At 56.0% G+C, this 26,402-nt stretch carries 27 protein-coding genes and 3 tRNA genes; 14 read left to right on the forward strand and 16 right to left on the reverse strand.

Annotation, left to right across the window (positions count from 1 at the left end; all coding sequences use genetic code 11):
- Positions 1–109: 109 nt before the first annotated feature.
- From FHS72_RS06815 to FHS72_RS06850, 8 genes are all read right to left on the reverse strand, one after another.
- Positions 110–186, reverse strand: a tRNA-Asp gene (locus FHS72_RS06815).
- A gap of 216 nt (positions 187–402) precedes the next feature.
- Positions 403–478: transfer RNA gene (locus tag FHS72_RS06820), tRNA-Val, on the reverse strand.
- Between the two features lie 30 nt (positions 479–508).
- The gene (locus FHS72_RS06825) at positions 509–1,069 is read right to left on the reverse strand and encodes a histidine phosphatase family protein (RefSeq protein ID WP_183527404.1); all 561 of its coding nucleotides are present in this window, start codon (positions 1,067–1,069) and stop codon (positions 509–511) included.
- Positions 1,070–1,125: 56 nt separating this feature from the next.
- Positions 1,126–1,201, reverse strand: a tRNA-Val gene (locus tag FHS72_RS06830).
- 57 nt (positions 1,202–1,258) lie between these two features.
- Positions 1,259–1,678 (reverse strand): HU family DNA-binding protein, encoded by a 420-nt coding sequence (locus FHS72_RS06835; RefSeq protein WP_183527406.1) that lies wholly within the window; start codon positions 1,676–1,678, stop codon positions 1,259–1,261.
- A gap of 116 nt (positions 1,679–1,794) precedes the next feature.
- Entirely contained in the window at positions 1,795–4,206 is a 2,412-nt protein-coding gene (gene lon, locus FHS72_RS06840) for an endopeptidase La (protein ID WP_183527408.1), read from the reverse strand.
- 302 nt (positions 4,207–4,508) lie between these two features.
- Complete coding sequence (gene tgt, locus FHS72_RS06845) at positions 4,509–5,639, reverse strand: tRNA guanosine(34) transglycosylase Tgt (protein ID WP_183527410.1); 1,131 nt, start codon at positions 5,637–5,639, stop codon at positions 4,509–4,511.
- Between the two features lie 92 nt (positions 5,640–5,731).
- Positions 5,732–6,469: a hypothetical protein gene (locus tag FHS72_RS06850; RefSeq protein ID WP_183527412.1), complete on the reverse strand. Its 738-nt coding sequence runs from the start codon at positions 6,467–6,469 to the stop codon at positions 5,732–5,734.
- Positions 6,470–6,679: 210 nt separating this feature from the next.
- Here FHS72_RS06850 and FHS72_RS06855 point away from each other — a divergent pair, with 210 nt between their 5' ends.
- The 3 genes from FHS72_RS06855 to FHS72_RS06865 all read left to right on the forward strand — a co-directional run bounded on the left by FHS72_RS06855 (position 6,680) and on the right by FHS72_RS06865 (position 7,840).
- Positions 6,680–7,042 (forward strand): SUF system Fe-S cluster assembly protein, encoded by a 363-nt coding sequence (locus tag FHS72_RS06855; protein ID WP_183527414.1) that lies wholly within the window; start codon positions 6,680–6,682, stop codon positions 7,040–7,042.
- Positions 7,043–7,173: 131 nt separating this feature from the next.
- Complete coding sequence (locus tag FHS72_RS06860; protein WP_183527416.1) at positions 7,174–7,536, forward strand: HesB/IscA family protein; 363 nt, start codon at positions 7,174–7,176, stop codon at positions 7,534–7,536.
- A gap of 13 nt (positions 7,537–7,549) precedes the next feature.
- Positions 7,550–7,840 carry a TfoX/Sxy family protein gene (locus FHS72_RS06865; protein WP_183527418.1) on the forward strand — a complete coding sequence of 97 codons (291 nt, stop codon included), beginning with the start codon at positions 7,550–7,552 and terminating at the stop codon, positions 7,838–7,840.
- Here the strand turns inward: FHS72_RS06865 and FHS72_RS06870 are convergent.
- Complete coding sequence (locus FHS72_RS06870; protein ID WP_183527420.1) at positions 7,837–8,772, reverse strand: isopenicillin N synthase family dioxygenase; 936 nt, start codon at positions 8,770–8,772, stop codon at positions 7,837–7,839. The two genes, FHS72_RS06865 and FHS72_RS06870, sit on opposite strands and share 4 nt — an antisense overlap.
- 95 nt (positions 8,773–8,867) lie before the next feature.
- On the opposite strand from FHS72_RS06870, the gene tpiA reads away from it, so the two are divergent.
- Positions 8,868–9,611: a triose-phosphate isomerase gene (gene tpiA / locus FHS72_RS06875; protein ID WP_183527422.1), complete on the forward strand. Its 744-nt coding sequence runs from the start codon at positions 8,868–8,870 to the stop codon at positions 9,609–9,611.
- Between the two features lie 186 nt (positions 9,612–9,797).
- Positions 9,798–10,961, forward strand: a complete 1,164-nt coding sequence (locus FHS72_RS06880) for a cytochrome P450 (protein WP_183527424.1) — start codon at positions 9,798–9,800, stop codon at positions 10,959–10,961.
- Positions 10,962–10,966: 5 nt separating this feature from the next.
- Here the strand turns inward: FHS72_RS06880 and FHS72_RS06885 are convergent, their stop codons facing one another.
- Positions 10,967–11,428, reverse strand: a complete 462-nt coding sequence (locus tag FHS72_RS06885; protein ID WP_183527426.1) for an Lrp/AsnC family transcriptional regulator — start codon at positions 11,426–11,428, stop codon at positions 10,967–10,969.
- A 138-nt stretch (positions 11,429–11,566) separates the two neighbouring features.
- Between FHS72_RS06885 and cysG the strand changes: the two genes are divergently transcribed.
- The 6 genes from cysG (at position 11,567) to FHS72_RS06915 (ending at position 17,019) form a co-directional block, all read left to right on the forward strand.
- Positions 11,567–12,964: a siroheme synthase CysG gene (gene cysG / locus FHS72_RS06890; RefSeq protein WP_183527428.1), complete on the forward strand. Its 1,398-nt coding sequence runs from the start codon at positions 11,567–11,569 to the stop codon at positions 12,962–12,964.
- A complete protein-coding gene (locus FHS72_RS06895) occupies positions 12,964–13,263 on the forward strand; it encodes a DUF2849 domain-containing protein (protein ID WP_183527430.1) in 300 nt (99 codons plus the stop codon). The genes cysG and FHS72_RS06895 overlap by 1 nt, the downstream gene beginning before the upstream one ends.
- A gap of 4 nt (positions 13,264–13,267) precedes the next feature.
- Entirely contained in the window at positions 13,268–14,935 is a 1,668-nt protein-coding gene (locus FHS72_RS06900; protein ID WP_183527432.1) for a nitrite/sulfite reductase, read from the forward strand.
- Positions 14,925–15,614 (forward strand): phosphoadenylyl-sulfate reductase, encoded by a 690-nt coding sequence (locus FHS72_RS06905; protein ID WP_183527434.1) that lies wholly within the window; start codon positions 14,925–14,927, stop codon positions 15,612–15,614. Before FHS72_RS06900 ends, FHS72_RS06905 begins: the two co-directional genes overlap by 11 nt.
- Positions 15,615–15,681: 67 nt before the next feature.
- Positions 15,682–16,101, forward strand: a complete 420-nt coding sequence (locus FHS72_RS06910; protein WP_183527437.1) for a DUF934 domain-containing protein — start codon at positions 15,682–15,684, stop codon at positions 16,099–16,101.
- Positions 16,102–16,170: 69 nt separating this feature from the next.
- Entirely contained in the window at positions 16,171–17,019 is an 849-nt protein-coding gene (locus FHS72_RS06915; protein WP_183527439.1) for a ferredoxin--NADP reductase, read from the forward strand.
- Positions 17,020–17,092: 73 nt separating this feature from the next.
- Here the strand turns inward: FHS72_RS06915 and FHS72_RS06920 are convergent, their stop codons facing one another.
- Complete coding sequence (locus FHS72_RS06920; protein ID WP_183527440.1) at positions 17,093–17,827, reverse strand: hypothetical protein; 735 nt, start codon at positions 17,825–17,827, stop codon at positions 17,093–17,095.
- Positions 17,828–17,984: 157 nt separating this feature from the next.
- Between FHS72_RS06920 and infC the strand changes: the two genes are divergently transcribed.
- Entirely contained in the window at positions 17,985–18,569 is a 585-nt protein-coding gene (gene infC / locus FHS72_RS06925) for a translation initiation factor IF-3 (RefSeq protein ID WP_425511111.1), read from the forward strand.
- Positions 18,570–18,887: 318 nt separating this feature from the next.
- Here the strand turns inward: infC and FHS72_RS06930 are convergent, their stop codons facing one another.
- From FHS72_RS06930 to FHS72_RS06945, 4 genes are all read right to left on the reverse strand, one after another.
- Entirely contained in the window at positions 18,888–19,880 is a 993-nt protein-coding gene (locus FHS72_RS06930; protein ID WP_183527442.1) for a molybdopterin-binding protein, read from the reverse strand.
- Complete coding sequence (locus FHS72_RS06935) at positions 19,877–20,842, reverse strand: XdhC family protein (RefSeq protein WP_183527444.1); 966 nt, start codon at positions 20,840–20,842, stop codon at positions 19,877–19,879. Before FHS72_RS06935 ends, FHS72_RS06930 begins: the two co-directional genes overlap by 4 nt.
- The gene (locus FHS72_RS06940) at positions 20,839–22,164 is read right to left on the reverse strand and encodes a vWA domain-containing protein (protein ID WP_183527445.1); all 1,326 of its coding nucleotides are present in this window, start codon (positions 22,162–22,164) and stop codon (positions 20,839–20,841) included. Before FHS72_RS06940 ends, FHS72_RS06935 begins: the two co-directional genes overlap by 4 nt.
- Before the next feature lie 133 nt (positions 22,165–22,297).
- Complete coding sequence (locus FHS72_RS06945; RefSeq protein ID WP_183527446.1) at positions 22,298–23,176, reverse strand: AAA family ATPase; 879 nt, start codon at positions 23,174–23,176, stop codon at positions 22,298–22,300.
- Between the two features lie 137 nt (positions 23,177–23,313).
- Here FHS72_RS06945 and FHS72_RS06950 point away from each other — a divergent pair, with 137 nt between their 5' ends.
- Complete coding sequence (locus FHS72_RS06950) at positions 23,314–24,534, forward strand: acyl-CoA dehydrogenase (protein ID WP_183527447.1); 1,221 nt, start codon at positions 23,314–23,316, stop codon at positions 24,532–24,534.
- 89 nt (positions 24,535–24,623) lie between these two features.
- Complete coding sequence (locus FHS72_RS06955; RefSeq protein ID WP_183527448.1) at positions 24,624–25,586, forward strand: phosphoadenosine phosphosulfate reductase; 963 nt, start codon at positions 24,624–24,626, stop codon at positions 25,584–25,586.
- A 35-nt stretch (positions 25,587–25,621) separates the two neighbouring features.
- Here the strand turns inward: FHS72_RS06955 and FHS72_RS06960 are convergent, their stop codons facing one another.
- Positions 25,622–26,245 carry a hypothetical protein gene (locus tag FHS72_RS06960; protein WP_183527449.1) on the reverse strand — a complete coding sequence of 208 codons (624 nt, stop codon included), beginning with the start codon at positions 26,243–26,245 and terminating at the stop codon, positions 25,622–25,624.
- Between the last annotated feature and the right edge of the window lie 157 nt (positions 26,246–26,402).

Genomic DNA, 26,402 nt, shown 5'->3' on the forward strand with positions numbered 1-26,402 from the left:
ATGCTCCTGCAAGGTTAACTTGCGGCATCAATACTGCAGGAAAGCAGTCCGCGACAGGCACCTAACGCAAGTGTCATAAGTCGTCATATACTGTGAGGAAAAGAGAGGATGGCGCGGTTGACGGGGCTCGAACCCGCGACCCCCGGCGTGACAGGCCGGTACTCTAACCAGCTGAGCTACAACCGCGCATCTCTCAACATCTTGCGACGTTGGGAGGCTTCTATGCTGGGTGTTGGGGGGCGTCAAGAACGCAGGACACAGAAAACAAAGAAAATGTGATTTTCTTTTTGGGTGGGAGGTTTAGAGGGGAATTCCACACGAATTGGCAGAGCTTACAGCAAACACGCCAAGGTCAGGCCAACGGACAGCAAAACCCAAATACTAACAAAACCCTAGGAGGAATGGTGGGTGATGAGAGGCTCGAACTCCCGACATCTTCCGTGTAAAGGAAGCGCTCTACCAACTGAGCTAATCACCCGATTTGCGTCGTTTAGGCTATCGTCGCGCGTTACTCAAGTAGTTTTTGCACGCCATCTTTCAAATGGTAAACGCAGCCTTGCCCGCCATGGATCGTGGGGACCGAAACAGCCCCCTCGCCCGCCACGATCGACCGTAACATGCGGCTGGTGATTCCATGTGTGACCAACACGCTTGGGCCAGTCAGATCAGCGAGGAACGCGCGACAACGCACCTCTAACCGTGCGAATCCTTCACCACTCGGGGCAATCTCGTACTGGGCCATGAACGGGTCTTTGCCCTCAGGCACCGGAAGCCCGTCGCGCAGCACACCAGACCAATCACCAACCCCGATTTCACGCAAACGGTCGTCGGTGTGAATATCCGCCGCGATCCGCCCCAGCGCCAGACCAGCGGTCTGAAACGCGCGTCCTTGCGGACTGCACAAAAACTGAAACCCCGTCAGATCAAGCCCGTTTAGAATCGCAGCCTGCCGCGCTGCATCCCGCAAACCCTTGTCCGTCAGCGGCGAATTCAACGCGCCTTGCATCCGGTTTTCGGCGTTCCATTCGGTTTCGCCGTGGCGCAGGATATACAGTTCTGGAAATGTCATGCGGCGACCCCATTATGCAGAAAAGGCGCACCATGGTTGGCACGCCTTTGAAAATCTGGTGGGTGATGAGAGGCTCGAACTCCCGACATCTTCCGTGTAAAGGAAGCGCTCTACCAACTGAGCTAATCACCCGATAACGGTGGATTTAATCCGAGTGCCGCAGGACTGCAACCCCCGAAAGTCACATCATCATTCGGTTTGTGTATTTGGGGTGCGCAATTTCAGCGTGATCGCCTTGGCGCCCCGGCCTACTTCCTTGGATTTGATGAATTTCAGCTTGCCCAACGGGGGCACGTGCAAGTCACCTTCGTTAATCAGGTTGGTCGCCATGACCTCGAATAACGCCTCGACAACCATCTTGGCGTCAGACCGTTTCACGCCGCATTTTTCAACGACTTGATCCAAAAGCTCGCCCTTTTTGATCGGGCCATCTTCGGCAATCGTGGCGGCCATCGCAGTTTTCACGCCAGCGGACACGGGTGTCGCTGTCGGCACGGACACCGTCACCGGTTTCGGGCCGGTGTTGACCGGTGCCAGTTTAGCCTTAGGCGTCGGTGTGCCAGCTTCGAGTTTTACAGTTTTGTCGTCGGGGGAATCATTATCAGCCATGGGGCCCTCTTTTACGGTTTAACCTACCCTACTGGGTCCAAACGACACAGCAACGGGGAAAAACAAAAGGGCACAACCATGGCCGCGCCCTTTTGTATTTTACGTCTTATCGCGAGTTAGTGTGCGACTGCACCAGCGGAATTGCCACCCGTACCAAGCGCTTTTGCAGCGGCGGCGGCTTCTTCTGCTTCGGCGTCCCATTCAATGGGTTCCGGTTGACGGACCAACGCATGCTTCAACACTTCGGACACGTGTTTCACCGTGATGATCTCAAGACCTTCTTTCACGTTGGCCGGGATTTCCGGCAAGTCCTTGGCGTTTTCTTCAGGGATCAATACAGTTTTGATCCCGCCACGCAGCGCCGCCAACAGTTTCTCTTTCAAGCCACCGATTGGCATTGCGTTACCGCGCAACGACACTTCGCCCGTCATCGCGATATCGCGACGCACTGGAATGCCTGTTAGAACCGACACAATCGACGTCACCATGGCCAAACCGGCAGATGGGCCGTCTTTTGGTGTCGCACCGTCAGGCACGTGTACGTGGATGTCGATCTTGTCGAACTTCGGTGGTTTCACACCGATTTCGGGACTGATCGAGCGCACATAAGATGACGCCGCGTCGATGGATTCCTTCATCACATCGCCCAGCTTACCCGTTGTTTTCATGCGCCCTTTACCCGGCAGGTTCAGCGCCTCAATCGACAGCAATTCGCCCCCAACAGAGGTCCAAGCAAGCCCAGTCACAACACCAACCTGATCTTCGGTTTCGGCCAGACCGTAACGATGTTTCGCGACACCAAGATAATCGTCAAGATTAGCGGCGTTCACCTCAACGTTGACGACCTCTTTCTTCACGATCTTGGTCACTGCCTTGCGGCAAATCTTGGCCAATTCACGTTCCAAGTTCCGCACACCCGCTTCACGGGTATACCGACGGATCATTTCGGTCAGCGCATCGTCAGCGATCGAAAATTCCTTACCCTTCAGCCCGTGATTTTTCAGGACTTTTGGCAGCAAATGTTGACGTGCGATTTCACGCTTTTCGTCTTCGGTGTAACCCGACAGCGAAATAATCTCCATCCGGTCCAGCAAAGGCCCAGGCATGTTGTAAGAGTTCGCCGTGGTCAGGAACATCACGTTCGACAGATCATATTCCACCTCAAGGTAGTGATCGACGAATGTGCCATTTTGTTCCGGATCAAGCACCTCAAGCATCGCTGACGCAGGATCGCCACGGAAATCTTGGCCCATCTTGTCGATTTCATCGAGCAAGATCAGCGGGTTCGTCGTCTTCGCCTTTTTCAAGGCTTGGATGATTTTACCCGGCATAGAGCCAATGTAGGTCCGGCGGTGACCGCGAATCTCGGATTCATCACGCACACCACCAAGGGAAATGCGGATGAATTCGCGACCAGTTGCCTTAGCAACCGATTTACCAAGCGACGTTTTACCAACACCCGGAGGGCCAACAAGGCACATGATCGGGCCTTTCAGCTTTTTAGAGCGTTGCTGCACGGCCAGATATTCGACGATCCGTTCCTTAACCTTTTCAAGGCCAAAGTGGTCAGCATCCAGCACCTTTTGTGCGCCAGCCAGATCCTTTTTCGTGCGGGATTTCACACCCCAAGGCACGCCCAGAATCCAGTCCAGATAGTTGCGCACAACCGTGGCTTCGGCGGACATCGGCGACATATTCTTGAGCTTTTTCAGCTCGGCGTCGACCTTTTCGCGCGCTTCTTTGGACAGCTTGGTTTCCGCGATCTTCGCTTCCAGCTCTTCAACTTCGTTCTGGCCCTCTTCGCCGTCACCAAGTTCCTTCTGAATGGCCTTCATTTGCTCATTCAAATAGTATTCGCGCTGGGTGCGCTCCATCTGGGATTTGACGCGTGTCTTGATCTTTTTCTCGACCGACAACACGGACATTTCGCCCTGCATCAGACCGTAGACTTTTTCCAGCCGTTCGGACACGGACAGCGTTTCCAGCAATTCCTGCTTTTGCGCCACTTCGATACCCAAATGTCCGGCCACCAAATCGGCAAGCTTCGCAGGTTCTGTTGTTTCACCAACAGCGCCCATCGCCTCTTCGGGGATGTTTTTCTTAACCTTTGCGTAGCGTTCAAATTCAGCCGCAACAGAGCGCAGCAATGCGTCTGTTTCGTCTTCATTGCCCGGCATTTCGGTCAGATATTCAGCTGATGCTTCAAAGAAATCAGGGTTATCAAGGAACCCTGTAATCCGCACACGGCTGCGCCCTTCGACAAGCACCTTCACAGTACCATCGGGCAATTTCAGCAGTTGCAAAACATTGGCAAGCACACCGGCCTTGTAGATGCCGTCTTGCGCTGGATCGTCCTCGCCGGGATCAATCTGGCTGGACAGCAGAATTTGTTTGTCGTCCTGCATCACCTCTTCCAAGGCGCGGACAGACTTTTCACGACCCACGAACAACGGCACGATCATATGTGGGAACACCACAATGTCGCGCAACGGCAATACGGGGTAAGATGAACTCAATGGTTCTTGCATCTCTTTTTCCTTCTTTGCGGCAAACAGATCGGCCCCGCGTCGCGGCAACTCGCCCTGTTTCCTGTCTGGTTTTTACATTTGGGGTCTTAAAGCCCCGCCTTCAACCAGTGCTGCTGTCTCATTGGCGTGTATTTTGACTGTTCGTGCCAGAAGGGGCAAGCCATAGCGCAAAGAATTCCCAATTGAATTAGCTTTTCCACTGCATTGCCGCGATCCTGTCCACATTGGCGATAAGCCGCCACCGTAACGCCCAAATATTAACGAATGTTTCCTGAAATTGCACCTTTCAGGAGAACACGGGGTCAAAGCTGTTCGATATCACCATTTGCGCGACCCGCGTGGAAATCTGCTTCCCATGCGGCAAATGTGCCCGCCGCAATCGCGTCGCGCATCCCCTGCATGATCTCTTGGAAATAGTGCAAATTGTGCCACGTCAGCAGCATCCCCGAGATCATTTCTTGCGACCGGAATACATGATGCAGATAGGCCCTCGAGTATTTTGAACAGGCCGGACAGGTGCATTTTTCATCCAACGGACGCGGATCATCTGCATGGCGGGCGTTCTTAATATTAACCACACCATTGCGCGTGAACACTTGGCCAGTACGACCCGACCGCGACGGCAGCACGCAGTCCATCATGTCGATGCCGCGCTTTACAGCCCCCACGATGTCATCCGGTTTGCCAACGCCCATCAAATAGCGTGGTTTATCAGTTGGTAATTGTTCTGGCGCAAAGTCGAGACAACCAAACATCGCCTCTTGCCCCTCGCCCACAGCAAGCCCGCCAACCGCATACCCGTCAAAGCCGATCTCGGTCAGCGCATTTGCGCTTTCTTCGCGCAGATCCTGCTCTAACCCGCCCTGCTGAATACCAAACAACGCATGGCTGGGGCGGTCGCCAAAGGCATCCTTGGACCGTGCCGCCCACCGCATCGACATCTGCATCGACTCATTTAGCCGCGTGCGATCCGCAGGCAACGCGGGGCATTCGTCGAAACACATGACGATATCAGAGCCGAGCAATTTCTGGATTTCCATCGACCGTTCCGGCGACAAGAAATGTTTTGAGCCATCAATATGGGACTGAAACTGCACACCTTTCTCGGACATTTTACGCAGGTCCGACAGGCTCATCACCTGAAACCCGCCGCTATCCGTGAGGATCGGTTTGTCCCAGTTCATAAATTTATGCAGACCGCCCAGATTGGCAATCCGTTCCGCCGTTGGCCGCAGCATCAGGTGATACGTATTGCCCAGCAGAATGTCCGCGCCAGTCGCCGCGACACTTTCCGGCATCATCGCCTTGACGGTCGCAGCCGTGCCCACTGGCATAAACGCAGGCGTGCGGATTTCGCCGCGTGTGGTGGAAATCACGCCAGTCCGTGCGCGGCCATCGGTGTGTTTCAGATTAAATGAAAAGCGGTCAGTCATGCCAAAAGCGTCCTTATTTGTCACCGCATATGGCCGAGCGGCAGCGATTTGAAAAGCCTCGCGTTGCCTTTTGACCCCACGGACAATCGCGTTTAGCGGCGGCCCTGCCCGTCCTTGAACGCTTGTGCGCGTGCAAAGATCGTCCGCTTGTCCATCATCAACGCAAACAACATCGCTTTGGCGAGCGGAAACATGACCCGTTCCCCTTCGGCCAAATCCCACAGGCGCGCCAACATGTTGCGGTCCAAATCGCCGCGATGAAAACTGTAGGGCTGCATATCAAAGGCAATGCTGATCTGATCCGCCCCGTCAGAGCGCACCAAGGGCGTGTCGCCCGCCTGCCCCACAAAGCGGCGTTCAGATTCGACGAACTTAATCATGTCGAACAGAACAGAAAGCCCCATCCCAAGGCTGCGCTGCTCCATCGTGACACCCCAATCCGCAAAGGTCGTCGCCGCTGATATGCGCCAGCGCATCGGCAATGCCTCGGCCAGCAGACGCCCCTTTTCGGCCCACAACCGATGGAACAATGCGGCGGTCTCGGGTGCTGCGTTGTCACGACGCAAGTTCGCAATCAACATCGCATGTATATAGAAAAGCTGGCTCTGCCCCTGAAATTCAGCGCGATATTCCACGTCCCGCAATGCCAGATCGTTTAACTCGGACGTGTCACCCTGCGGCGCAGTCACCACCGCAACCTCTAATGCGTCAAAATCACAATCCACGGCGGGCAAATACGCCTGCGGATCGGTATAAGGTATCCGCTTATTGTCGCGGTGCTTCATCACGCTATGAAAACCGCCGCGATATATCTGTTCTGACAAATCCAAGGTATTTTTCCGTTAACAATTACAGTCACACGCCCCGCAACATGACATATCCGCCCCCGTAATCCACCTGCAAAGACAGTGCACGCCTTGTGCACGGGTTGTGCACGCCTTGTGACATGACCAAATCGTTAAGATTGCAGGCCCCCGCCCCCTTTACGCCCCCTGCTCCAAACCCTATATGAATGGTCAGGAATAGCAGGAAATACGCCAATGACCGACGCAAGCACACCGATGGAAGGCGCGCCACTGATCGCCCCGTCCAGCACCGACCACCCGCTTTACGACGACATCGTGATGGCCTGTAAATCTGTGTTCGATCCAGAGATTCCGGTGAACATTTACGACCTTGGCCTGATCTACACCATTGATATCGCAGAAGATAACGCTGTGAACGTGACCATGACACTGACCGCCCCCGGCTGTCCTGTGGCAGGCGAGATGCCAGGTTGGGTTGCCGACGCGATCGAACCTCTTCCCGGCGTAAAACACGTCGATGTCGAAATGACGTTCGAGCCGCAATGGGGCATGGACATGATGTCCGACGAAGCGCGTCTCGAACTTGGGTTCATGTGATCTGACTGGTGACGACTTCTTAACGATTGGGTGTTAGGGTCGTTGTCACAGACGTGAACATCAAACTCGGGCCGCACCTTGAACTGATCCAACCGACCGCCTACGTTAACCTTATCCCTAGGAGGCACCCCATGTTTGGCATTCCCGGCAAGCAAGCCGTTTCAATCACCGATAAAGCCGCTGCGCAGATTGCAAAGCTGATGACCAAAGACGGGTCGCAAGGCTTGCGCATTGGCGTTAAAAAAGGCGGCTGTGCGGGCATGGAATACACCATGGACTACGTGTCCGAGGTCGATCCAATGGACGAAGTCGTCGAACAAGACGGCGCGCGCGTCATGATCGCACCGATGGCGCAGATGTTCCTGTTCGGCACCGAAATCGACTACGAGGTCTCACTGCTCGAAGCTGGATTCAAATTTCGCAATCCCAACGTCGTGGACGCATGCGGTTGCGGCGAAAGCATCAAATTCAACGAAGACATCTCCGCCGCATGAGCCTAATCAACCAATGTCGTTAAGCGACGGTGACATCGCGTTCGCCGTTGATCTGTTTAACGATCTTGGTGCGCTCACGACCCGCAAAATGTTCGGCGGCATGTGCCTCTATCACGACGGCACGGTGTTTGCATTGCAGTCCAGTGATGGGTGTCTGTACCTGAAAACCAAAAATCCGGTTGCCCTGTTCGACGCCCAAACCGACCAGTTCCACAACATGCCCTACTATGCGATCCCTGAGGATATTCTTGACGATCCCGACACGGCCTGCGCCCTTGCGCGGCGTGCTCTAATCGCTCTCTAATCCTTTGGATTTACTGCATCTTTTAAATGCACATAGGTCTCGTTAAACCGCTTTTGCAGATGGTCCACGGCCATGATCGGATCGCCGCCCTTTGGCGAAACATCCGCATCGTGGTTCGGGTTGAAAAACAGCGGCACAGATATCCGTTCCGCATCCGTACCAATCACTCGATGGGGTGTCGCGACGATACGTTTCGCGGTCCACATCTCTAACATTTCACCAAAGTTAATGACGAATTCACCCGGCGGTGCGGCCACCGGAATCCAGCCGCCGCCCCGCTTACGCACCTCTAATCCAGCGGAGCCATCCGTCGCCAGCAACGTCAAACAACCATAGTCGGTATGGGTCGCAATGCCGAAATCCTTGTCCGTCGCCCAAGCGGGCCGTTCAGGGTAAAAGTTACCCCGCAACAGAGCCATCGGGTGGCTGAATTTGTCGCGGAAATAGGCACCATCTTCACCCACCGCATCGGCAATCGCACAGAGCAAGTCCAACGCAAAAGCCACCGTATCACGGTAGTATGCCGGCAACGTTTCCGCAAAACCCGCAGGCTGATCCGGCCAGATATTTGGCGCATATGCGGGCAGGTTCAACGCAGCAAGCGGCGCGTGTTCTGCCACGGGCAGGCCGCAGTCAAACACTTGTTTATAATCAGGATTTGCACTCGGATCGACCTGTTCCGATCCCTGCGCACCCCACCCCCGATTTGATCCGGTTTGTGCCATATCATAAGCCGCCTTTTGGCCCGCTGGCAGGTGGAAAAACGCGCGGTACGTCTCGATTACATCTCGCACCGTCCTGGCCGAAATCGGTGTGTTATAGACCGTCAGAAACCCGATATCCGCAGCCCCAGTGACCGCCGCGGCACGTGCATTTGCATGGCCCGGATCATTCGGATCAATCAGTGCTTTGGCGTCAATTCTCGGGATCATCATAGCCTCCTGCGACTTGGCCTATGTCATGATGTACTTTGCATCCTGTCGCAACAACGATACCACAGCCCCACAACCCCAATAGGAGATCGCCAATGCGTCGCAAACTTGCCGCTGGAAACTGGAAAATGAACGGAACGCCTGCAGAATTGGCGCAGTTGAACGCGCTCATCACGGCACATCCGACGCCAAATGTTGACGTGCTGATTTGCCCGCCAAGCACGCTAGTCGCCCAAGCCGCTGATATCTTTGCGGCTTTTCCGCTCGCGATTGGTGGTCAGGATTGCCACACCGCCAAAAGCGGTGCGCATACGGGCGATATCAGCGCGGACATGTTGGCTGCGGCTGGTGCGACGTATGTGCTGACGGGCCATTCGGAACGGCGCACGGATCATGGTGAAACAGACGCTGTGATCGCTTCCAAATCCACCGCAGCTTACGACGCGAACCTGACCGCAATCATCTGCATCGGCGAGACACTCGACGAACGCGAAGGCGGCACAACCCTGGACGTGCTTGATGCACAACTCGCCGGATCGATCCCCGACACTGCGACCGCCGCGAACACCGTTGTCGCCTACGAACCTGTCTGGGCGATTGGCACGGGCAAGGTCCCGACGCTAGATCAAATCGCCGAAGTTCACGCCCACATCCGCGCCCGCTTGACCGCGCGTTTCACAGATGGCGACGGCTTTCGCATCCTCTACGGCGGCTCTGTCAAAGGCAGCAATGCGGCTGATATTTTCGCAGTCGTGGACGTTGACGGCGCATTAGTCGGCGGCGCAAGCCTGACAGCTGCAGATTTCTCGCCTATCATCACAGCGCTCGAAAACGCCTAAAATATAACGCGACCTCCGGCTTCTTTGACTTCTTCAAAATCCCCGCCGGAGGCTCCCGCCCGCACAAAGCAGGACGGCGCATATGGCACGCGCCGTCCTTACCACCCAAAATCTACCAAAAATAAAGCACCACATCACCGCGCAGAACCGATTGCACCTTGCCCGAAAACGGCGCAAATATATGTGATGAAACGCTTTGATCAGTCCCCGACAGACCCCGAATTTGTCCAGAACCCCTACCCGACTTATGCCGCCGTGCGCGCGCAAGATGAGTTCGTGTGGTGGGATACGTATAATGCTGCCTGCGCGATGTCTTACGAGACTGTGCGGTTGGCGTTGCGCGATAAACGGATGGGCCGCGAACAGCCTGCCGAGTTGGTTCAGCCGATTGCCGACCATATGAAGCCATTCTACGCGATCGAAGCCCACTCGATGTTGGAGTTGGAACCGCCAGTGCATACGCGCCTGCGGGGGCAGGTTTTACGGGCGTTTACCTCGCGCAAGATCGCAGAGTTTGAACCACAGATTGCCGCGTTGTCGCATCAGTTGATTGATCAGTTCCCTGACGAACCCTTTGATTTATTGGACGCTTTTGCCAAACCGCTGCCGGTGATTATCATTTCGCGATTGCTGGGCGTACCTGAAACCGATGCGGACCAACTGCTTGCGTGGTCCAATGCAATGGTCGCAATGTATCAGGCCGGACGCACCCGCGAGGTCGAAGATCAGGCCAGTGCCGCCGCCCTCGCCTTTACCGCTTATTTGCGCGACGTGATCGCAGAGAAACGCAAATCCCCCGCCGACGATCTAATTTCGACTTTGATCGCGGCCACGGACAGCGGCGAAAAACTCAGCGAAGACGAGCTGATCACCACCTGTATTTTGATCCTGAACGCGGGTCACGAGGCCACGGTGCATACAATTGGCAACGGCACAAAGACGCTGCTGGAAACCGGCCACCGCGATATCACCGATGGCTGTGTCGAGGAAATTCTCCGCTATGATCCGCCGCTGCATATGTTCACGCGGCACGTTTACGAGGACGTGGTATTGGGCGGCCATCAGTTCAAACGCGGCGACCAGATCGCTTGTATGTTGGGCGCTGCGAACCGCGATCCGGCGGCTTATCCCGATCCTGACCGCTTTGATCCGACCCGCGCGGTGAAGCAGAACACCAGTTTTGGCGGCGGTATTCATTTTTGTGTGGGCGCACCACTGGCGCGGTTAGAGCTGAAAATCGGGCTGGGAATTCTGTTTGACCGCTGCCCGAATCTCGCGATTGCAGCCCCGCCCAAGTATGGAAATGTCTATCATTTCCATGGACTTGAAGCGCTGATGGTATCCGTCTGATCCCGTCAGAGCGGCAATGCAACCGTCGATTTGATTTCTTCCATCGACAGTAGCGCTGTGACGTTGAACACGCGGACCTCTGAAATCAGGGCTTGGTAAAACACGTCATAGGCCCGCGCGTTTTGCACCCGCACTTTCAGGATGTAGTCGATATCACCCGCCAAACGGTGCGCCTCTTGGACCTCGGGACGGGCTTGCAGAGCGGCGAGAAATTTCTGCTGCCAGTCTGCTTCGTGTTCGGACGTGCGGATCAACACAAAGAAACACGCCTCAAACCCCAGCGCCTCTGCGTCCAGCAAAACAGTCTGCTGGCCAATGATTCCCCCTTCGCGCATTTTCTTGATCCGGTTCCACACAGGCGTCTTGGACGAGCCTACTTCGCGGGCAATATCATCAAGACTTTGTGAGGCATCGCGTTGCATTGCCTTGAGGATTTTCCGATCCACATCGTCTAGTCGCACATTCATTCCAAAATCCTTCGTCTCGTGGGAAATACTGCCTACTTCGGCCTCGTGAGGGAACATATGTCCTTTGTTATCTGAGCATGTGGGCAATAACCAGAATAATGTTCTATATAGAAGGTAACAAACACACGAGGTTTTCGGATGGATCATTTTCCAGTCTTCATGGCCGTATCCGGTCGCCGCATTGTCCTGTCGGGCGGTGGCGATGCTGCGATGGCTAAACTGCGCTTGATTTTGAAGACCACAGCGAACGTTGTCGTCTACGCGGATGACGCGGCTGCCGAAATCCACAGCTGGGCCGCTGACGGTAAACTGACTTTTGTTGCGCGGGCCATGCAAACGGGCGACGCGGTGGACACCGTGTTGTTCTATGCGGCAAACGAAGACGATGTTGAGGACGCCCGTGTCGCGGCGATTGCCCACGCTGAGGGTGCGCAGGTCAATATCGTGGATAACCTGCACGACAGCGACTTTATCACCCCTGCGATTGTGGACCGCGATCCGGTTGTTGTGGCGATTGGGACAGAGGGTGCTGCCCCCGTTCTGGCCCGCAAGATCAAGGCCGATATCGAGGCACAGTTGCCTGTATCGTTGGGTCTGCTAGCCAAGATCGGCAAGACATTCCGCCACGCAGTTGACGTGCTGCCGATGGGTGGCAAGCGCCGCAGCTTCTGGTCTGAATTCTATTTTAACGCAGGTCCAAAGGCTGTTGACGCCGAAGGCAAATCTGCTGTGATCCCGACGCTGGCAACGCTGCTGGATAAGCACATTATGACCACTGAAAAGGCCGGTCACGTTGATCTGGTTGGCGCAGGTCCGGGTGATCCAGAATTGCTGACGCTGAAGGCGCGCAATGCCTTAGATAAAGCCGACGTGGTGATCCATGACCGTTTAGTCACGCCGGAAATTCTGGAACTCGCCCGTCGCGAAGCCACGATTATTGACGCGGGTAAAACCGGATTTGGCCCCGCCATGGCCCAAGGTGATATTGATGCGCTGATCGTGGAACACGCCCTCAAGGGTCATCATGTTGTGCGCCTGAAAGCCGGTGATCCAACTGTGTTTGGTCGTCTGGACGAAGAAATCGACGCATGTGATGCGGCTGGGATCAGCTGGCGTGTTGTGCCGGGCATTACCGCTGCGTCTGCCGCTGTCGCCAATATCGGGCAAAGCCTGACCAAGCGGGATCGCAATTCGTCTGTGCGCTTTATCACGGGCCATGACACCAAAGGTTACGCAGATCACGACTGGCGTGCGCTGGCGCAGAACGGCGAGGTTGCCGCGATTTATATGGGCAAGAAATCTGCCCGCTTTATCCAAGGGCGTTTGCTGATGCATGGTGCCAACCCTGCCACGCCCGTGACGATTATTGAAAACGTCAGCCGCACCGATCAACAGATCATCGCGACCACGCTGGCCGAATTGGAACCTACCCTGACACGCGCAAATCTGCGCGGTCCGGCGATTACTTTCTACGGGCTTGCCCCACGTGCGGCGCTGGACGTCGCGGACACTTTACCCCTTGAGGAGCTTGCATAATGGCCCGCGAATTCACACCAAAAGTCATCACAACCAACCACTTGCTGTCTGGCGACGCGGTTTGGTTCACTGTTGATAGCACATGGACCGGCGATATCTCAGAGGCAGAATTGCTCGAGGATGAAGCCCACGCTGACCTACGTCTGCTTGAGGCAAACGCCCAACGCGATCAAGTGACAGGCGCTTATCTGGCCGACGCCAAGGACGGCGAAAACGGCCCAGAGCCAGTGCATTTCCGCGAAGCGTTCCGTACGCGCGGTCCATCCAATTACAACCACGGCAAACAGGCAGAGGTGTAAACCCATGTATAAGTATAATGATTTCGACGAAGCTTTTGTCCGTGAACGTGTGTCCCAATTCAAAGCTCAGGTTGACCGCCGGATTGACGGATCGCTGACCGAAGACGAATTCAAACCGTTCCGTTTGATGAATGGTTTGTACCTACAATTGCACGCCTACATGCTGCGCGTGGCGATCCCCTACGGCACGTTGAACGGTGGGCAGATGCGTCAGCTGGCGTATGTCGCCGAGACTTTTGACAAGGGTTACGGTCACTTCACCACGCGCCAGAATATCCAGTATAACTGGCCTAAACTGGCCGACGTGCCTGTGATCTTGGAAAAGCTGGCCGACGTGGAAATGCACGCGATCCAGACCTCGGGCAACACTATTCGGAACGTGACCGCTGACCACTTTGCGGGTGCGGCTGGTGACGAAATCGCGGACCCGCGTCCGATTGCCGAACTGCTGCGCCAGTGGTCAACCGATCACCCTGAATTCCAAGCTCTACCGCGCAAATTTAAGATTGCGGTGTCTGGGGCGACGAATGACCGTGCTGTTTTGCGTGCCCACGACGTAGCTGTGCAAGTGGTGGAACAAGACGGCCAGCGCGGCTACCGCATTTTTGTTGGTGGTGGTCTGGGACGCACGCCGATGATCGGCAAAGTGCTGCGCGACTTCCTGCCCGAAGCGGATTTGCTGCCATATGTCGAAGCCGTTGTATCGGTTTGGAACCTGTTGGGTCGTCGCGACAACAAATATAAAGCGCGGATCAAGATCACGGTGCATGAGCACGGGATTGAAGAAATCTCGCGGCTTGTCGAAGATCGCTTTGCTGAAATTCGTCCCACGTTCAGTGGCGTGGATCAGGTGATCCTGCGCGAAATCGAAGCGCATTTTGCCAACCCGACGTATAAGACGGGCAGCACTGACGGGTTTGACGCGTACAAAGCCGCGAACCCTGCGTTCCGGTCTTGGGCGGACACGAACCTTGCCGCCCACAAGAACCCTGATTACGCGATTGTGTCGATCTCGCTGAAAGCGCACGGTGCCACGCCGGGCGATGCATCTGCGGATCAAATGCGGATGATGGCAGAGCTGGCTGAAAAATACGGCCACAATGAATTGCGGATTTCGCACGAGCAGAACGTGATCCTGCCCTACGTGCATAAATCTGACTTGCCGGAAATCTACAACGCGCTGCGCGGTGTGGCACTGGCGACCGCCAACATTGGTCTGATCAGTGACATTATCGCCTGCCCCGGTATGGATTATTGTGCGCTAGCCACGGCCCGTTCGATCCCGATTGCGCAAGAGATCGCGACACGGTTCGACGAGCTGAAGCTGGAGCATGAAGTTGGTCCGCTGAAGATCAAAATCTCAGGCTGCATCAACGCCTGTGGTCACCACCATGTGGGTCATATCGGTATCCTTGGGCTTGATCGTGCTGGTGTGGAAAACTATCAAATCACGCTGGGCGGCGACCACACCGAGAATGCCGCGATTGGCGAACGGGCTGGTCCGGGCTTTAGCGCCGACGAGATCATTCCAGCGATTGAACGGTTGGTTCTAGGCTACCTCGATATTCGCCGCGACGCGGACGAGACCTTTATTCAGGCGTACCGCCGTCTTGGTGCGCAGCCGTTCAAAAACATCCTGTATCCAGAAAAGGCCGCTCAAAATGCCGCTTAAGGAAATCGCAGAACGTCAAAACCTGTTGCACGCGAAAAGCACGCCGCAGGCGATTTTGAAACATGTGCTAGATGACGTGCGTTTGGGTGACACAGCACTTGTCAGCTCTTTTGGGGCGGAAAGCGTTGTGTTGCTGCATATGGTTGCTGAAATTGACCGCGATACACCGGTGATTTTCATTGAGACCGAGATGCTGTTTGCCGAAACGCTGGCCTACCAAAAAGAGGTCGCTGACCTGTTGGGCCTGACAAATGTGCAGGTGATCACGCCGTCCCGCGCGGCCCTGCTAGAGCGCGATAACGACGGGTTGCTGCATCAATCGAATGTTGATGCCTGCTGCACCCTGCGCAAAAAGGAACCGCTGGAACGCGCGTTGAAACCGTATGGGTCGTGGATCACCGGTCGCAAACGCTATCAAAGCGGGACACGCGCCGCGTTGCCATTGTTTGAAAAAGAGCAAGACACCATGCGTATCAAGGTGAACCCGCTTGCAAGCTGGGGTCGCGCCGAGATTGCCGACTATTTGGACGAACATGATCTGCCGCGTCATCCGCTGGTGGCAAAAGGGTTTCCGTCAATTGGTTGTAAACCCTGTACCCATGCGGTGGGTGTCGAGGACGATCCGCGTGCGGGTCGTTGGATGAATACTGAAAAAACAGAATGCGGCATTCATTTTTAAGGTTCGCGCCAGAAGATGAGTTGTTATGGCGAAATGAATGAAGGCGTGACGCCTAGAGGAAAATATGATGTCGGATGAAACTGTGATTGTGACGGACAACGGCTTTGTGGCCGATGATTGGGACTGCGGGTTCCGCGAGTTGGACAGCACGCCCGCCAATGATTGCCCGCAAGGGATTGATTTGCCGTCGAACACGCCACCAGAAACATTGGCTGGATTGGCGAATGTTGCGATGATCCGTGTGGATTTTCCGGGTCCGGGTGATGGACGCGGGTTTACGTTGGCGGCATCGCTGCGCCGTTTGGGCTTTAAGGGTCGGTTGCGCGCGAAAGGTCATGTTTTGGCGGATCAATACGCAATGGCGCGGCGGTCCGGTTTTGACGAGGTCGAGATTCCGGCTGATCTGGCCCAACGGCAGCCAGAGGACCAGTGGTTGGCGCGTGCCGACTGGCGTGCCCATGATTATCAGGCGCGGATGCGCGGATAAGCCCCCCTTTACTGATAGCGATCAATGATGAATACGGAGGGCGGTCTGAAAAGGGCCGCTAAATGAGTTATGACAGAGCAAACACCTGTGACCGAAACAACTGCTAAAGCCGTTCCTGTTCTGCCTGATGCGCAGACAGTGACCTCTGTGAAACATTATACTGACCGTCTTTTTGCGTTCCGTGTTAGCCGTCCTGCGTCGCTGCGGTTCCGGTCGGGTGAATTTGTGATGATTGGTTTGATGGGTGATCCGCATCCTGAAACCGGCAAGCAGCGTCCGTTGTTGCGGGCCTATTCGATTGCGTCGCCGTCATGGGATGACGAGTTGGAGTTCTATTCGATCAAGGTGCCTGACGGGCCGCTGACGTCGAAGTTGCAGCACATCAAGGTTGGCGATCAGATTATTCTGAAGCCGAAACCTGTGGGCACATTGGTCCATGATGCGTTACTGCCCGGTACGCGGTTGTATCTGTTTTCGACTGGCACGGGTTTTGCCCCGTTTGCGTCATTGCTGCGCGAACCTGAGACCTATGAAAACTTTGACGAAATCGTCATGACCCATACGTGCCGCGATGTGGACGAGCTGACATATGGTCGTGAGTTGATTGAGAACCTGAAGTCAGACGAGATGATGATCGAATTGCTGGGCGAAGAGAACCTTGCGAAAATTCGGTATTACCCGACGACGACACGCGAGCAGAGCCCGAAGATGGGTCGCATCACCACGCTGATCGAGAATGGCGAGCTGTTTGCTGATCTTGGCGTCCCTGCCCTAGATCCTGCAGTGGACCGCGCAATGGTGTGCGGGTCGTTGGCGTTCAACCTTGATATCAAGGCGTTGATGGAAAAAGCGGGCCTGAATGAAGGTGCCAATTCCGAGCCGGGTGAGTTTGTGATCGAGAAAGCGTTTGTTGGTTAGGTCCACCGCTTAACGATAAAAAAAGGGCCGCGTCATTGCTGACGCGGCCCTTTCTATTTGGTGCGAGGCGGGCTTACATGCCGAGTGCTTCGCGGATTTTTTCCAGTGTGTTGCCCAGCAATTCCGGGTTATTTTGCACAGCTGTCAGGCCTGTTGACAGGGTCGTTTTCTGAACCGCGCCCAGATCGGAGTTGTCGAGCAATTCCTGAACTTTTGCGAGGTTGAAACCTTCTACTGTCAGAAGCTCTGCAATGGATGCGTCGGATTCTACAGTCACGTCAGCAGCTGGCGCTTCGTCAGCAGTTGTAATTTCTGCGTCTGCGGCTGCTGGTGCTTCTTCTGGTGCAGCGTCTGCGTCGCCAGTGAGGGCGTCTTGGATCGCGTCAACAGCGGCGGCTGCGTCGTCGGTGGCTGCATCAACGGCTTCTTCAGCGGCATCAACTGCGTCGTCTACAGCGTTTTCAGCGGCGGCGGCAGCTTCTACGGCTGCGGCTTCTGCTTCTGCCGCGGCTTGTGCAACTGCGGCTTCGGCGGCAACTGCAGCTTCGGCAGCAGCGGCTTCGGCTTCTTCAGCAAGACGCGCGGCTTCTGCTTCGGCAGCGGCAGCTTCTTCTGCAGCAGCTTCTGCGGCTGCATTTGCTTCGGCTTCGGCCGCAGCGGCGGCTGCGTCGATTTCTGCTTGCGCCGAGATTTCAGCCGCTGACGGGCTCATGCCCAATGCTTGAGACGGTGTGTTTCCGTTCACGCCATATTGATATCCAAAAAAGCCAAGTACGGCCGCCACAATGACAATGATTGTCGCTCTCATTTGGTATTCCTTCCACAACAAATAACTTGTCTCACAATTGAGACCCATGGCTCATATGTCACGAAGCACGAATAAGTAAAAGTCCACGATAGCGGGGAATTTCATCGCAGCAGGTCAGTTTTTGCGGGTTGAAGCTGCACCTCAGGCACACTAAGTTGTGCTACGTAACAGTTTTAACGACCAAAGGATAAAGACCATAGGACGCAGACCCCATAACGCGCCACCACAGCGCGACACAGGCCCCCGGATCAATGATCGGATTAGGGCCAACGAGATCCGCCTGATTGGGGCGGACGGCGAGAATGTTGGCGTTGTCACGCCAGAACGCGCAATGAGCATGGCAAATGAAGCCGGCCTTGATTTGGTAGAAATTTCTCCAAACGCGAACCCGCCAGTCTGCAAGATCATGGATTTTGGTAAATTCAAATACGAGACTCAGAAGAAAGAAGCTGAGGCCCGTAAAAAGCAAAAAATCATCGAGATCAAAGAAGTTAAGTTCCGTCCGAATACGGACAGCAACGACTACGATGTGAAGATGCGGAACGTGTTTAAGTTCTTGGAAAACGGCGATAAAGTGAAGATCACTTTGCGGTATCGTGGTCGGGAAATGGCGCACCAAGATTTGGGTCGTCAACTGCTTGAGCGTGTTGCCGAAGACACCAAAGACGCTGGCCGCGTGGAGAACTTTCCGAAGATGGAAGGCCGCCAGATGGTCATGCTGATCGGACCTTTGCCGAAGTAAGCACTGCTTGGCACGGACGCTCTCGGTGTTTGTGCCAAACACCTGCCGCTTGGGACAGCGTTTTCGAGGAAACGCTGGGGAAGGCCGCCAAATGGTTATGCTGATCGGGCCTCTACCGAAGTAAGCACTGCTTGGCACGGACGCTCTCGGTGTTTGTGCCAAACACCTGCCGCTTGGGACAGCGTTTTCAAGGAAACGCTGGGGAAGGCCGCCAAATGGTAATGCTGATTGGTCCTTTGCCGAAGTAATCGAATTTTCACGAAAATTCGTACGATTTTTCTAGAAAAATCTAGTAGCCCTGCGTGTCAAAGCGCGGGGCTATTCTTTTGGGTGGCGCCTTGGGCGATGCCTTGCAGGGCTTTCTTTGAGTAGTCCACCGACCCCCATGCCGGCGATATCTGTGTCGCTGACGTTCAGCCCGCAGAGCGTCCGTTCGACAACCCAGTCAGCCCCGTTTAGTGCCAGCGACCGTGCGCAACCCGGTAATCCGATGACGGGTTTGTCGCCAATCGCCCCCACAAACAGCAGATTTCCCGGATCAACAGGCATGCCGAACCGCGTGATTTTTCCGCCTGCGGCCCGTACCGCTTGGGGCGCTACGTCGTAGGCGTCCGAGGTCGCAGAGCCGGTGAGGATGAGCACCATTGATCCGGATGCCGCGCTGATTGCTTGCGCGAGCGCACCTTCATCGTGGTTAACGACGACCCGCCTTGTGAGTTGACAGCCCAAGCGGTCGAGCCGCGTTGCCATCGCAGCGCGGCCTTTCGGGCTCGGCGTATCGGGGCCGATTTTCGTCTCGATCAGCGTGACCTCTGTGTGCTGTGCGGTCAAAAGTGCGAGCGGTTTTGCGATCTGTACTGCGCGTGTGATGTCTGATGCAGCGACGCCGTAGCTGATGATTTTGACCGTTGCGACCATGTCGCCTGTCACCACGCGCTGATATTGCGGCTGAGTAGCGATGGTAATCATCGGGTTGATTGCATTGACTTTTTCGACTGATGACACGTCACATTTGAAAATGCCCGGTGCGGTCGCAATGATATTCACGCGGCCTGTCGCGGCCTTTGTGACGCGCAAACCAGAGCCGTGCGGCATGAAGGCATCGGCCAGTTTTTGCGCTGCTGCGTCTTCGTGCATATCGTCAGGATCAAGCTGCGCGACGGTGACGGTTTGCACGCCTTGGGCGGTGAGGTTTGTGATGTCGTCTGCAGTTAACACTTTGCCTTTGCGCAAGCGTCCGCTGGCCAGATCGGCGGAGTGCGCCAGAATTGCGCCGAGCGCGTCGCGGGTTGGAATGGGGCCAAATTTCATTTGCGGCGCAAGACGTCAGTAATTTGCGCCATGATACTGACGGCGATTTCGGCGGGAGATTTGCCGCCGATATTCAGGCCGACGGGCGCGTGAATGCGGGCTATTTCGGCGTCGGAAAAGCCCGCGTCTTGCAACCGCAACACCCGTTTGGCGTGCGTGCGGGTCGAGCCGAGGCAGCCGAGGTAGAATGCGTCAGAGCCGAATGTCGCGATGATCGCGGGGTCGTCCAATTTCGGGTCGTGCGTCAGGGTCACGACAGCGGTGCGGGCGTCGGGTTTGAGTGCTGCGAGTGCGTCGTCGGGCCAATCGTCGAGAATTAGCTCATTTGGAAAGCGGGCTTCGGACCCAAATGCCCCACGCGGATCGAGGATGTAGGGCGTGTATCCGCAGGCGTGCGCCATCGGGACGAGGTGTTGCGCGATGTGGACAGCACCGACGATGATCATGCGCAGGGGGGGATTGTGGATGCCGACGAAGGTGCGGCCATCGTCTTCGATCCCTGATTTATCGGAACGGAAACGGGTGGTGAATTCATCTGTGTCTGCGGTGCGCCGCGCGGTGCTTTCGAGGTCGATGATATAGGCGATAGGGGCTTTTGCGTCGGTTGCCGCGACGAGTTGTTCAAGCATTTCCAAAGGCATAGCGCTACCGACGGGTTCGATCAGAACGCGGATGCGGCCACCGCAGGCAAGGCCCACCGCGAAAGCTTCGTCGTCGCTGACGCCGTAGTCGAGCAGGCGTGGTTTGCCGTCTGCGAGGGCCTCTAGCGCTTCGACGATCACCGCACCTTCGACGCAGCCGCCTGAGACTGACCCTTCCATCGCGCCGTCCCCGTCGATCACCAGCAGGCTGCCCGTCGGGCGCGGCGCTGATCCCCATGTTTCGACCACAGTGGCGAGCGCGGTTTTGCGGCCTGCACGGTGCCAATCGAGGGCCAATTTCAGGGAGTTCGTTTCGGTCATTGCGGTGTTCCAATGTCGGAATTGCGGGTGTGGGCCAGCGACCAGCCGAGCCGCGATGTGTCGGGGCGTGGGCCGCTGTCGATCAGCGCCATAAAACGGTGTTTGTCGCCGCCGTCATGCGGTTTTGATAGCGCTGCGGCGACGCCTTCGAGTGAAGCGATGTTATGGCCTGCTCGGAATGTGTCAACATGAGGGAGCATTTGCGCGATGCCGCGGGCCTTGGGCGCAAAGCCGTCGTAACGCAGTAAGGGGTTGAGCCATATGACTTGTTTTGCGGTCAAGGACAGGCGTTCCATGGTTTTGGACAGGTCCGCGTCGCCGTCACGGTCCAGTCCGTCAGTAATCAGCAGCACCACAGCGCCCTGCCCCATCACACGCCGCGACCAATCGCGGTTAAAGCGGTCGAGGCAGGCGGCGATCCTTGTGCCACTTTCCCAATCTTGCGCTTGTGCGCCTGCCGCGGCAAGCGCTGCGTCCACGTCGCGGGTCCGCATGTGGCGGGTGATATTGGTTAACTGCGTCCCGAAAGTGAAGGCGTGGACATGCGCCCAGCCTTGCCCCTGACGGTTCGCGACAGCGTGGACAAAGTGCAGCACGGCGCGGGAATATTGCGACATGGACCCCGAAATATCGCAGAGCACCACGAGGTTTGGATAGCGGATGCGCGGGCGTTTGGTTTTGAACTGATTGATCTCGCCGCCCGTCCGCATGGCCGCCCGCATGGTGTTGCGCCAGTCTGGAATACGGCCATTCAGGGCTTGGGTGCGGCGGCTGAGGATCGGCGGTACGGGTAGTCGCATCGTCGCAAGGATGCGCTTGGCACGGGCCATTTCGGCGATGCTCATTTGCTCGAAATCAAGCGTTTTCAGGTGCTCTTCGCCAGAAGTGGTTTGGCTGGCATCAATGTCGACTTCGACCTCGTCTTCGTTGGTTTTACCGTCGGGCAATTCGGGGTCTTTTTGATCGAGTAATGCTTGGGCCGCGCGGCGTTCGGCGGCGACGGCTTTGCGTTCTTCTTGCACACCGCGCACGGCGGGTGTGAGAAAGGCCATCATGTGTTCCATGAATTGCGGGTCGCGCCAGTAGAGGCGGAAAATCTGTGCAAAAACAGCGCGGTCTTCGGGTTTACTGACGAAACAGGCGTGTAGGGTCCAGTAGAAATCCACCTTGCTGGTGAAGCCTGCGGCGGACACGGCGAGGATTGCGTCGGTGATCCGGCCGGGTCCGATGTTGAGGCCAGCACGACGTAGGGCGCGGCCGAAGTGCGTGATGTTTTCCGCGAGTTTGGGATCGTCGGGGAGTGATAAAGGGGGGAGTTTCATGTGGTTAACGCTGGGGGCTTCACGCCCGCCGCCTTTGTCGCTCGGACCAATGGCGCACCAAAGTCGGCCCCTCCGTGGGATTTTGAAGAAGTCAAAGAAGTCGTGGCGGCGCGAGTGGAGCTAAGCGAGCGCATCATTCTGCAGGGATGCTTTTGCGGGCGTCGTCGAGGATTTTCTTGGCCTCTGATCCTTGTAGGCGTTGAATGTCGTCTTGGTATTTCAGCACCGCGCCGAGCGTGTCGGCGATGACTTCGGGCGATAAGGTCAGCACGTCGAGCGCGAGCAGGCATTTGGCCCAGTCGATGGTTTCCGCGACACCCGGTTTTTTGAACAGGTCTTCGGTGCGCAGGCGTTGGACGAAGGCCACGACCTCTTCTGAGAGCTGCTGTGTGGCTTCAGGAGCGCGGGATTGCAGGATCTCCATTTCGCGCTCGAAATTGGGGTATCCGACCCAGTGGTACAGACAGCGGCGCTTCAGCGCGTCGTGGACTTCGCGGGTGCGGTTGGAGGTCAGGATCACGATGGGTGGTTCGGGCGCGACTATAGTGCCGCGTTCGGGGATGGTGACTTGGAAGTCCGACAGCGCCTCGAGCAGGAATGCCTCGAAGGGGGCGTCCGTCCGGTCAATCTCGTCGATCAGCAAGACGGGTGCGCCACCCTCTTGGGGTTTCATTGCCTCAAGCAGGGGGCGAGCGATCAGGTAGTCATCGGAGAACAGGTTTTCTTTGGCCTCGCCCGTGCGGATTGCGATCATTTGCGCCGCGAAGTTCCATTCATAGACCGCAGAAGACGCGTCTAACCCTTCGTAACATTGCAGCCGGATCAAGCGCTTACCCAACGCCGCAGCAATCGCTTTGGCGATTTCGGTTTTACCGGTGCCCGCCTCGCCCTCTAGGAACAAGGGCCGCCCGAGCCGCTGCGACAGGAACACCACTGTCGCCAATGCGCGGTCGCAAATGTAGCCGGTATCGCCCAATTCGGATTGCACGGCGTCGATGGTGTCAAAGGTCATTTTGTTCTCCTGCTGCTGTCTCAACCTGCACCCCTACCCCGTGGCGTCAAGTCACCCCTTGGTCGTAGTTGATCACAAGGATTGTAACCGCCACGTGGCCCGCGTAGGTTTTGCCCAAACCGCACGAGGAGCCTGCCATGACCGACGCAACACCCCTTCCCCACGGCTACGGCCCTGACCTGAATGCCTTTGATTGGGAAGACGCGCTGCGCCTTGAGGATATGTTGTCCGAGGACGAGCGGATGTTGCGTGATGCGGCCCGTACTTTTGCCCAAGATGTGCTGCAACCCAAGGTAATCGAGGCCTACCGCGACGAGGCGACGGACCCGGCGATTTTCAAGCAAATGGGCGATGCGGGCCTGTTGGGGGCGACGATCCCCGAGGAATACGGTGGATTGGGTGCAAATTATGTGACTTACGGGTTGATTGCCCGCGAGATTGAACGTGTGGACAGTGGCTATCGGTCGATGATGTCGGTGCAATCGTCATTGGTCATGTATCCGATTCAGGCTTACGGATCAGAAGAACAGCGTCAAAAATATCTGCCCGGTCTGGCAGCTGGTACATTGATTGGCTGCTTTGGCTTGACCGAACCGGATGCGGGGTCTGATCCCGCTGGCATGAAGACGACGGCCAAGAAAACCGCTGATGGATATGTGCTAAACGGGTCCAAGATGTGGATTTCCAACGCGCCGATTGCCGATGTTTTTGTGATCTGGGCAAAATCCGAAGAGCACGGCGGGAAAATCCGTGGTTTTGTGCTGGAAAAAGGCATGGAAGGACTGTCTGCCCCCAAGATCGGCGGAAAACTGTCGCTGCGTGCCTCGATCACGGGTGAAATCGTGATGAAAGATGTGGCGGTGTCCGAGGATGCGTTGCTACCGGGTGTGCAAGGGTTGAAGGGGCCGTTTGGCTGCTTGAACCGCGCACGTTACGGGATTGCGTGGGGTGTCATGGGCGCGGCTGAATTCTGCTGGCATGCGTCGCGCCAATATGGTCTGGACCGTAAGCAATTCAACAAACCGCTGGCGCAGACGCAGCTATTCCAGAAAAAGCTCGCGGATATGCAGACGGAAATTTCACTGGGATTACAAGGCGCTCTGCAAGTTGGTCGCCTGATGGACATGGGCAAAGCGGCCCCTGAGATGATCAGCCTGATGAAGCGGAACAACTGCGGCAAGGCGCTGGATATTGCGCGGATGTCGCGGGATATGCACGGCGGCAATGGCATCTCTGACGAGTTCCAAATCATGCGCCATATGGTTAATTTGGAAACCGTGAATACATATGAAGGCACGCATGATGTGCATGCTTTGATCTTGGGACGGGCGCAAACCGGACTGCAGGCTTTCTTTTGATTGGGAATGACCGCAAAAGAGGCGCAGGACCTGCCCATTTTGGCCGCATTGACGTATGATTAAGGTAAGACCCGCTGCTGGAGGCATGAGTGACCAAAGATACACGAATTGACATCGATTCTGACCTAGCTGGCCTTGCTGGCGATGCGTGGTTTGCGCAACTCGAAGAGGTGTCCGAAGATTTAGGATACTTTGAACGCTTAGAGAAACATGCCGCCGCGTTTATCGATGCGGGAACGAAGTTGCTGGTCACTTTCGAAAATGCCGATACGATTCAGACGCAAGACCCTGACGCCGAACCTTTTGGGTTTCACTTTGTGCGCCAAGAAGGCTGGTCGCATTTGGGCATCTATTCCCAATCACCAAGCTGGTATCGCGAAGAACGGGTGTACCGGTATTTCGACCGCTTGATTGATGACGGGTTCTTCGAAGACTTTGATGACGTGCTCTTTTATGGCGCGGATTCAGGGGCTTACGCGGCGACGGCCTATAGTGTTGCAGCCCCCGGGTGTCGGGTGTTGGCATTGCGTCCGCAGGCGACGCTTGACCCGAGGATTGCCGGATTTGACCATCGGTATCGCGACCAACGGATCAAGGATTTTTCCAGTCGTTATGGCTATGGCCCTGATATGATTGACGCAACTGAACGTGCCTATATCGCCTTTGATCCGCATCAGTTGATGGATGCGGTTCATGCAGCCCTTTATACCAAGCCGAATATGACGGCGCTGCGGTGTCATGGCCTTGGGCCACGGCTGTCACGCGCGTTGGAAGGTCTCGAAATTTTGGATGTGATGGTGCATGACGCGATGAACGGATCGCTGACGGCCCCAAGCTTTGGCAAGCTGCTACGCGCCCGCCGGACTTATGCCCCCTATCTGCGCAATCTGTTCAACCAGACGATGAAACGTGACCGGATGGATTTGGCGGTGAATGTCTGCGCCCATGCGATGCGCGTCGGGCATACCCGCTTTTTCGCAGAGCAGTTTGATGCGTTGACCGCGCAGGGCTACCACCCGTACCGCCCCGTCAAAGTAAAGGCGGCCGAATAACGACCGCCCTCTTGTAGGTGCTGAAATAGTGCAACTTAAAATGTGGCGGGTTCAATCGCCACTGGTATGTTCATCCCCGTTTCAGCAATCGAAGAGCTGCTGGACAGGATGTAAGCCGTGTCGAGCGCTGGCAAATATGCGTAAAGCAACGACGCGCCGTAGTCATCGTTTGGCCAGCGATATTCAACAACCGCATGGATCGTTTCGTAATCGCACCCCGAAATACGGGTGACTGGCGCGTCCAAAAAGAACACGTCGTAGAGTTCTGACCGTTTGACCCCATCAGGGAATATATTCGTCGTGTTGCCCGACCAGAAAGTCCCCACCGCTGGTGCGGGCAACGCGGATGATGCTTCGTCAAATACGATCTCGAGACGCGACGCATCTTCGGGTTGTGCGGCACGCAGCGTGACTTCTTCAGTGAAGTAGAGCCCGTGCTGCCCCGTAAATTTGATCGTCAGGTCTTCTGCGGCGTAGGATTCTGTCACCTCGACCAGACCTGTTTGCGTCCTGCGCATCGCTACCGACGACTGGTTTTCGAAGGTGACAATGATTCCGCGGCGCATGTCTTCTTCATTGAGACATGCAGCAGCAGCACCATTTACACCGACAGCCATCGCCAACGCGGCCCCCACCGCGCAAGTGATCGTATTGAACATCTATGCCCCCTAAATTTGAGCCAAGGCCACCGTCACACAATTGCCATATCCTGCCAACAGATAGCTGGCCCGAGAACAGTCATTGTCGGATTTGGCAACAATCGCAGGGAATGATTTCGATGTGGTAAATGGCTTTAGGTTGTGGGGTTCGAGCGGG

The sequence above is a fragment of the Yoonia ponticola genome (assembly GCF_014199395.1).
GTDB classification, from domain to species: Bacteria; Pseudomonadota; Alphaproteobacteria; order Rhodobacterales; family Rhodobacteraceae; genus Yoonia; species Yoonia ponticola.

What these genes read in the sequence shown, in the direction of transcription:
- tgt (WP_183527410.1), bottom strand. Translation starts at nt 5,639, where the DNA reads ATGACTGACCGCTTTTCATTTAATCTGAAACACACCGATGGCCGCGCA.
- FHS72_RS06910 (WP_183527437.1), top strand. Translation starts at nt 15,682, where the DNA reads ATGTCGGATGAAACTGTGATTGTGACGGACAACGGCTTTGTGGCCGAT.
- tpiA (WP_183527422.1), top strand. Translation starts at nt 8,868, where the DNA reads ATGCGTCGCAAACTTGCCGCTGGAAACTGGAAAATGAACGGAACGCCT.
- lon (WP_183527408.1), bottom strand. Translation starts at nt 4,206, where the DNA reads ATGCAAGAACCATTGAGTTCATCTTACCCCGTATTGCCGTTGCGCGAC.
- FHS72_RS06960 (WP_183527449.1), bottom strand. Translation starts at nt 26,245, where the DNA reads ATGTTCAATACGATCACTTGCGCGGTGGGGGCCGCGTTGGCGATGGCT.
- FHS72_RS06900 (WP_183527432.1), top strand. Translation starts at nt 13,268, where the DNA reads ATGTATAAGTATAATGATTTCGACGAAGCTTTTGTCCGTGAACGTGTG.
- FHS72_RS06855 (WP_183527414.1), top strand. Translation starts at nt 6,680, where the DNA reads ATGACCGACGCAAGCACACCGATGGAAGGCGCGCCACTGATCGCCCCG.
- FHS72_RS06870 (WP_183527420.1), bottom strand. Translation starts at nt 8,772, where the DNA reads ATGATCCCGAGAATTGACGCCAAAGCACTGATTGATCCGAATGATCCG.
- FHS72_RS06940 (WP_183527445.1), bottom strand. Translation starts at nt 22,164, where the DNA reads ATGAAACTCCCCCCTTTATCACTCCCCGACGATCCCAAACTCGCGGAA.
- FHS72_RS06905 (WP_183527434.1), top strand. Translation starts at nt 14,925, where the DNA reads ATGCCGCTTAAGGAAATCGCAGAACGTCAAAACCTGTTGCACGCGAAA.
- FHS72_RS06885 (WP_183527426.1), bottom strand. Translation starts at nt 11,428, where the DNA reads ATGAATGTGCGACTAGACGATGTGGATCGGAAAATCCTCAAGGCAATG.
- FHS72_RS06930 (WP_183527442.1), bottom strand. Translation starts at nt 19,880, where the DNA reads ATGAAATTTGGCCCCATTCCAACCCGCGACGCGCTCGGCGCAATTCTG.
- FHS72_RS06920 (WP_183527440.1), bottom strand. Translation starts at nt 17,827, where the DNA reads ATGAGAGCGACAATCATTGTCATTGTGGCGGCCGTACTTGGCTTTTTT.
- FHS72_RS06825 (WP_183527404.1), bottom strand. Translation starts at nt 1,069, where the DNA reads ATGACATTTCCAGAACTGTATATCCTGCGCCACGGCGAAACCGAATGG.
- cysG (WP_183527428.1), top strand. Translation starts at nt 11,567, where the DNA reads ATGGATCATTTTCCAGTCTTCATGGCCGTATCCGGTCGCCGCATTGTC.
- FHS72_RS06860 (WP_183527416.1), top strand. Translation starts at nt 7,174, where the DNA reads ATGTTTGGCATTCCCGGCAAGCAAGCCGTTTCAATCACCGATAAAGCC.
- FHS72_RS06950 (WP_183527447.1), top strand. Translation starts at nt 23,314, where the DNA reads ATGACCGACGCAACACCCCTTCCCCACGGCTACGGCCCTGACCTGAAT.
- FHS72_RS06865 (WP_183527418.1), top strand. Translation starts at nt 7,550, where the DNA reads ATGTCGTTAAGCGACGGTGACATCGCGTTCGCCGTTGATCTGTTTAAC.
- FHS72_RS06880 (WP_183527424.1), top strand. Translation starts at nt 9,798, where the DNA reads ATGAAACGCTTTGATCAGTCCCCGACAGACCCCGAATTTGTCCAGAAC.
- FHS72_RS06915 (WP_183527439.1), top strand. Translation starts at nt 16,171, where the DNA reads ATGACAGAGCAAACACCTGTGACCGAAACAACTGCTAAAGCCGTTCCT.
- FHS72_RS06945 (WP_183527446.1), bottom strand. Translation starts at nt 23,176, where the DNA reads ATGACCTTTGACACCATCGACGCCGTGCAATCCGAATTGGGCGATACC.
- FHS72_RS06895 (WP_183527430.1), top strand. Translation starts at nt 12,964, where the DNA reads ATGGCCCGCGAATTCACACCAAAAGTCATCACAACCAACCACTTGCTG.
- FHS72_RS06935 (WP_183527444.1), bottom strand. Translation starts at nt 20,842, where the DNA reads ATGACCGAAACGAACTCCCTGAAATTGGCCCTCGATTGGCACCGTGCA.
- FHS72_RS06835 (WP_183527406.1), bottom strand. Translation starts at nt 1,678, where the DNA reads ATGGCTGATAATGATTCCCCCGACGACAAAACTGTAAAACTCGAAGCT.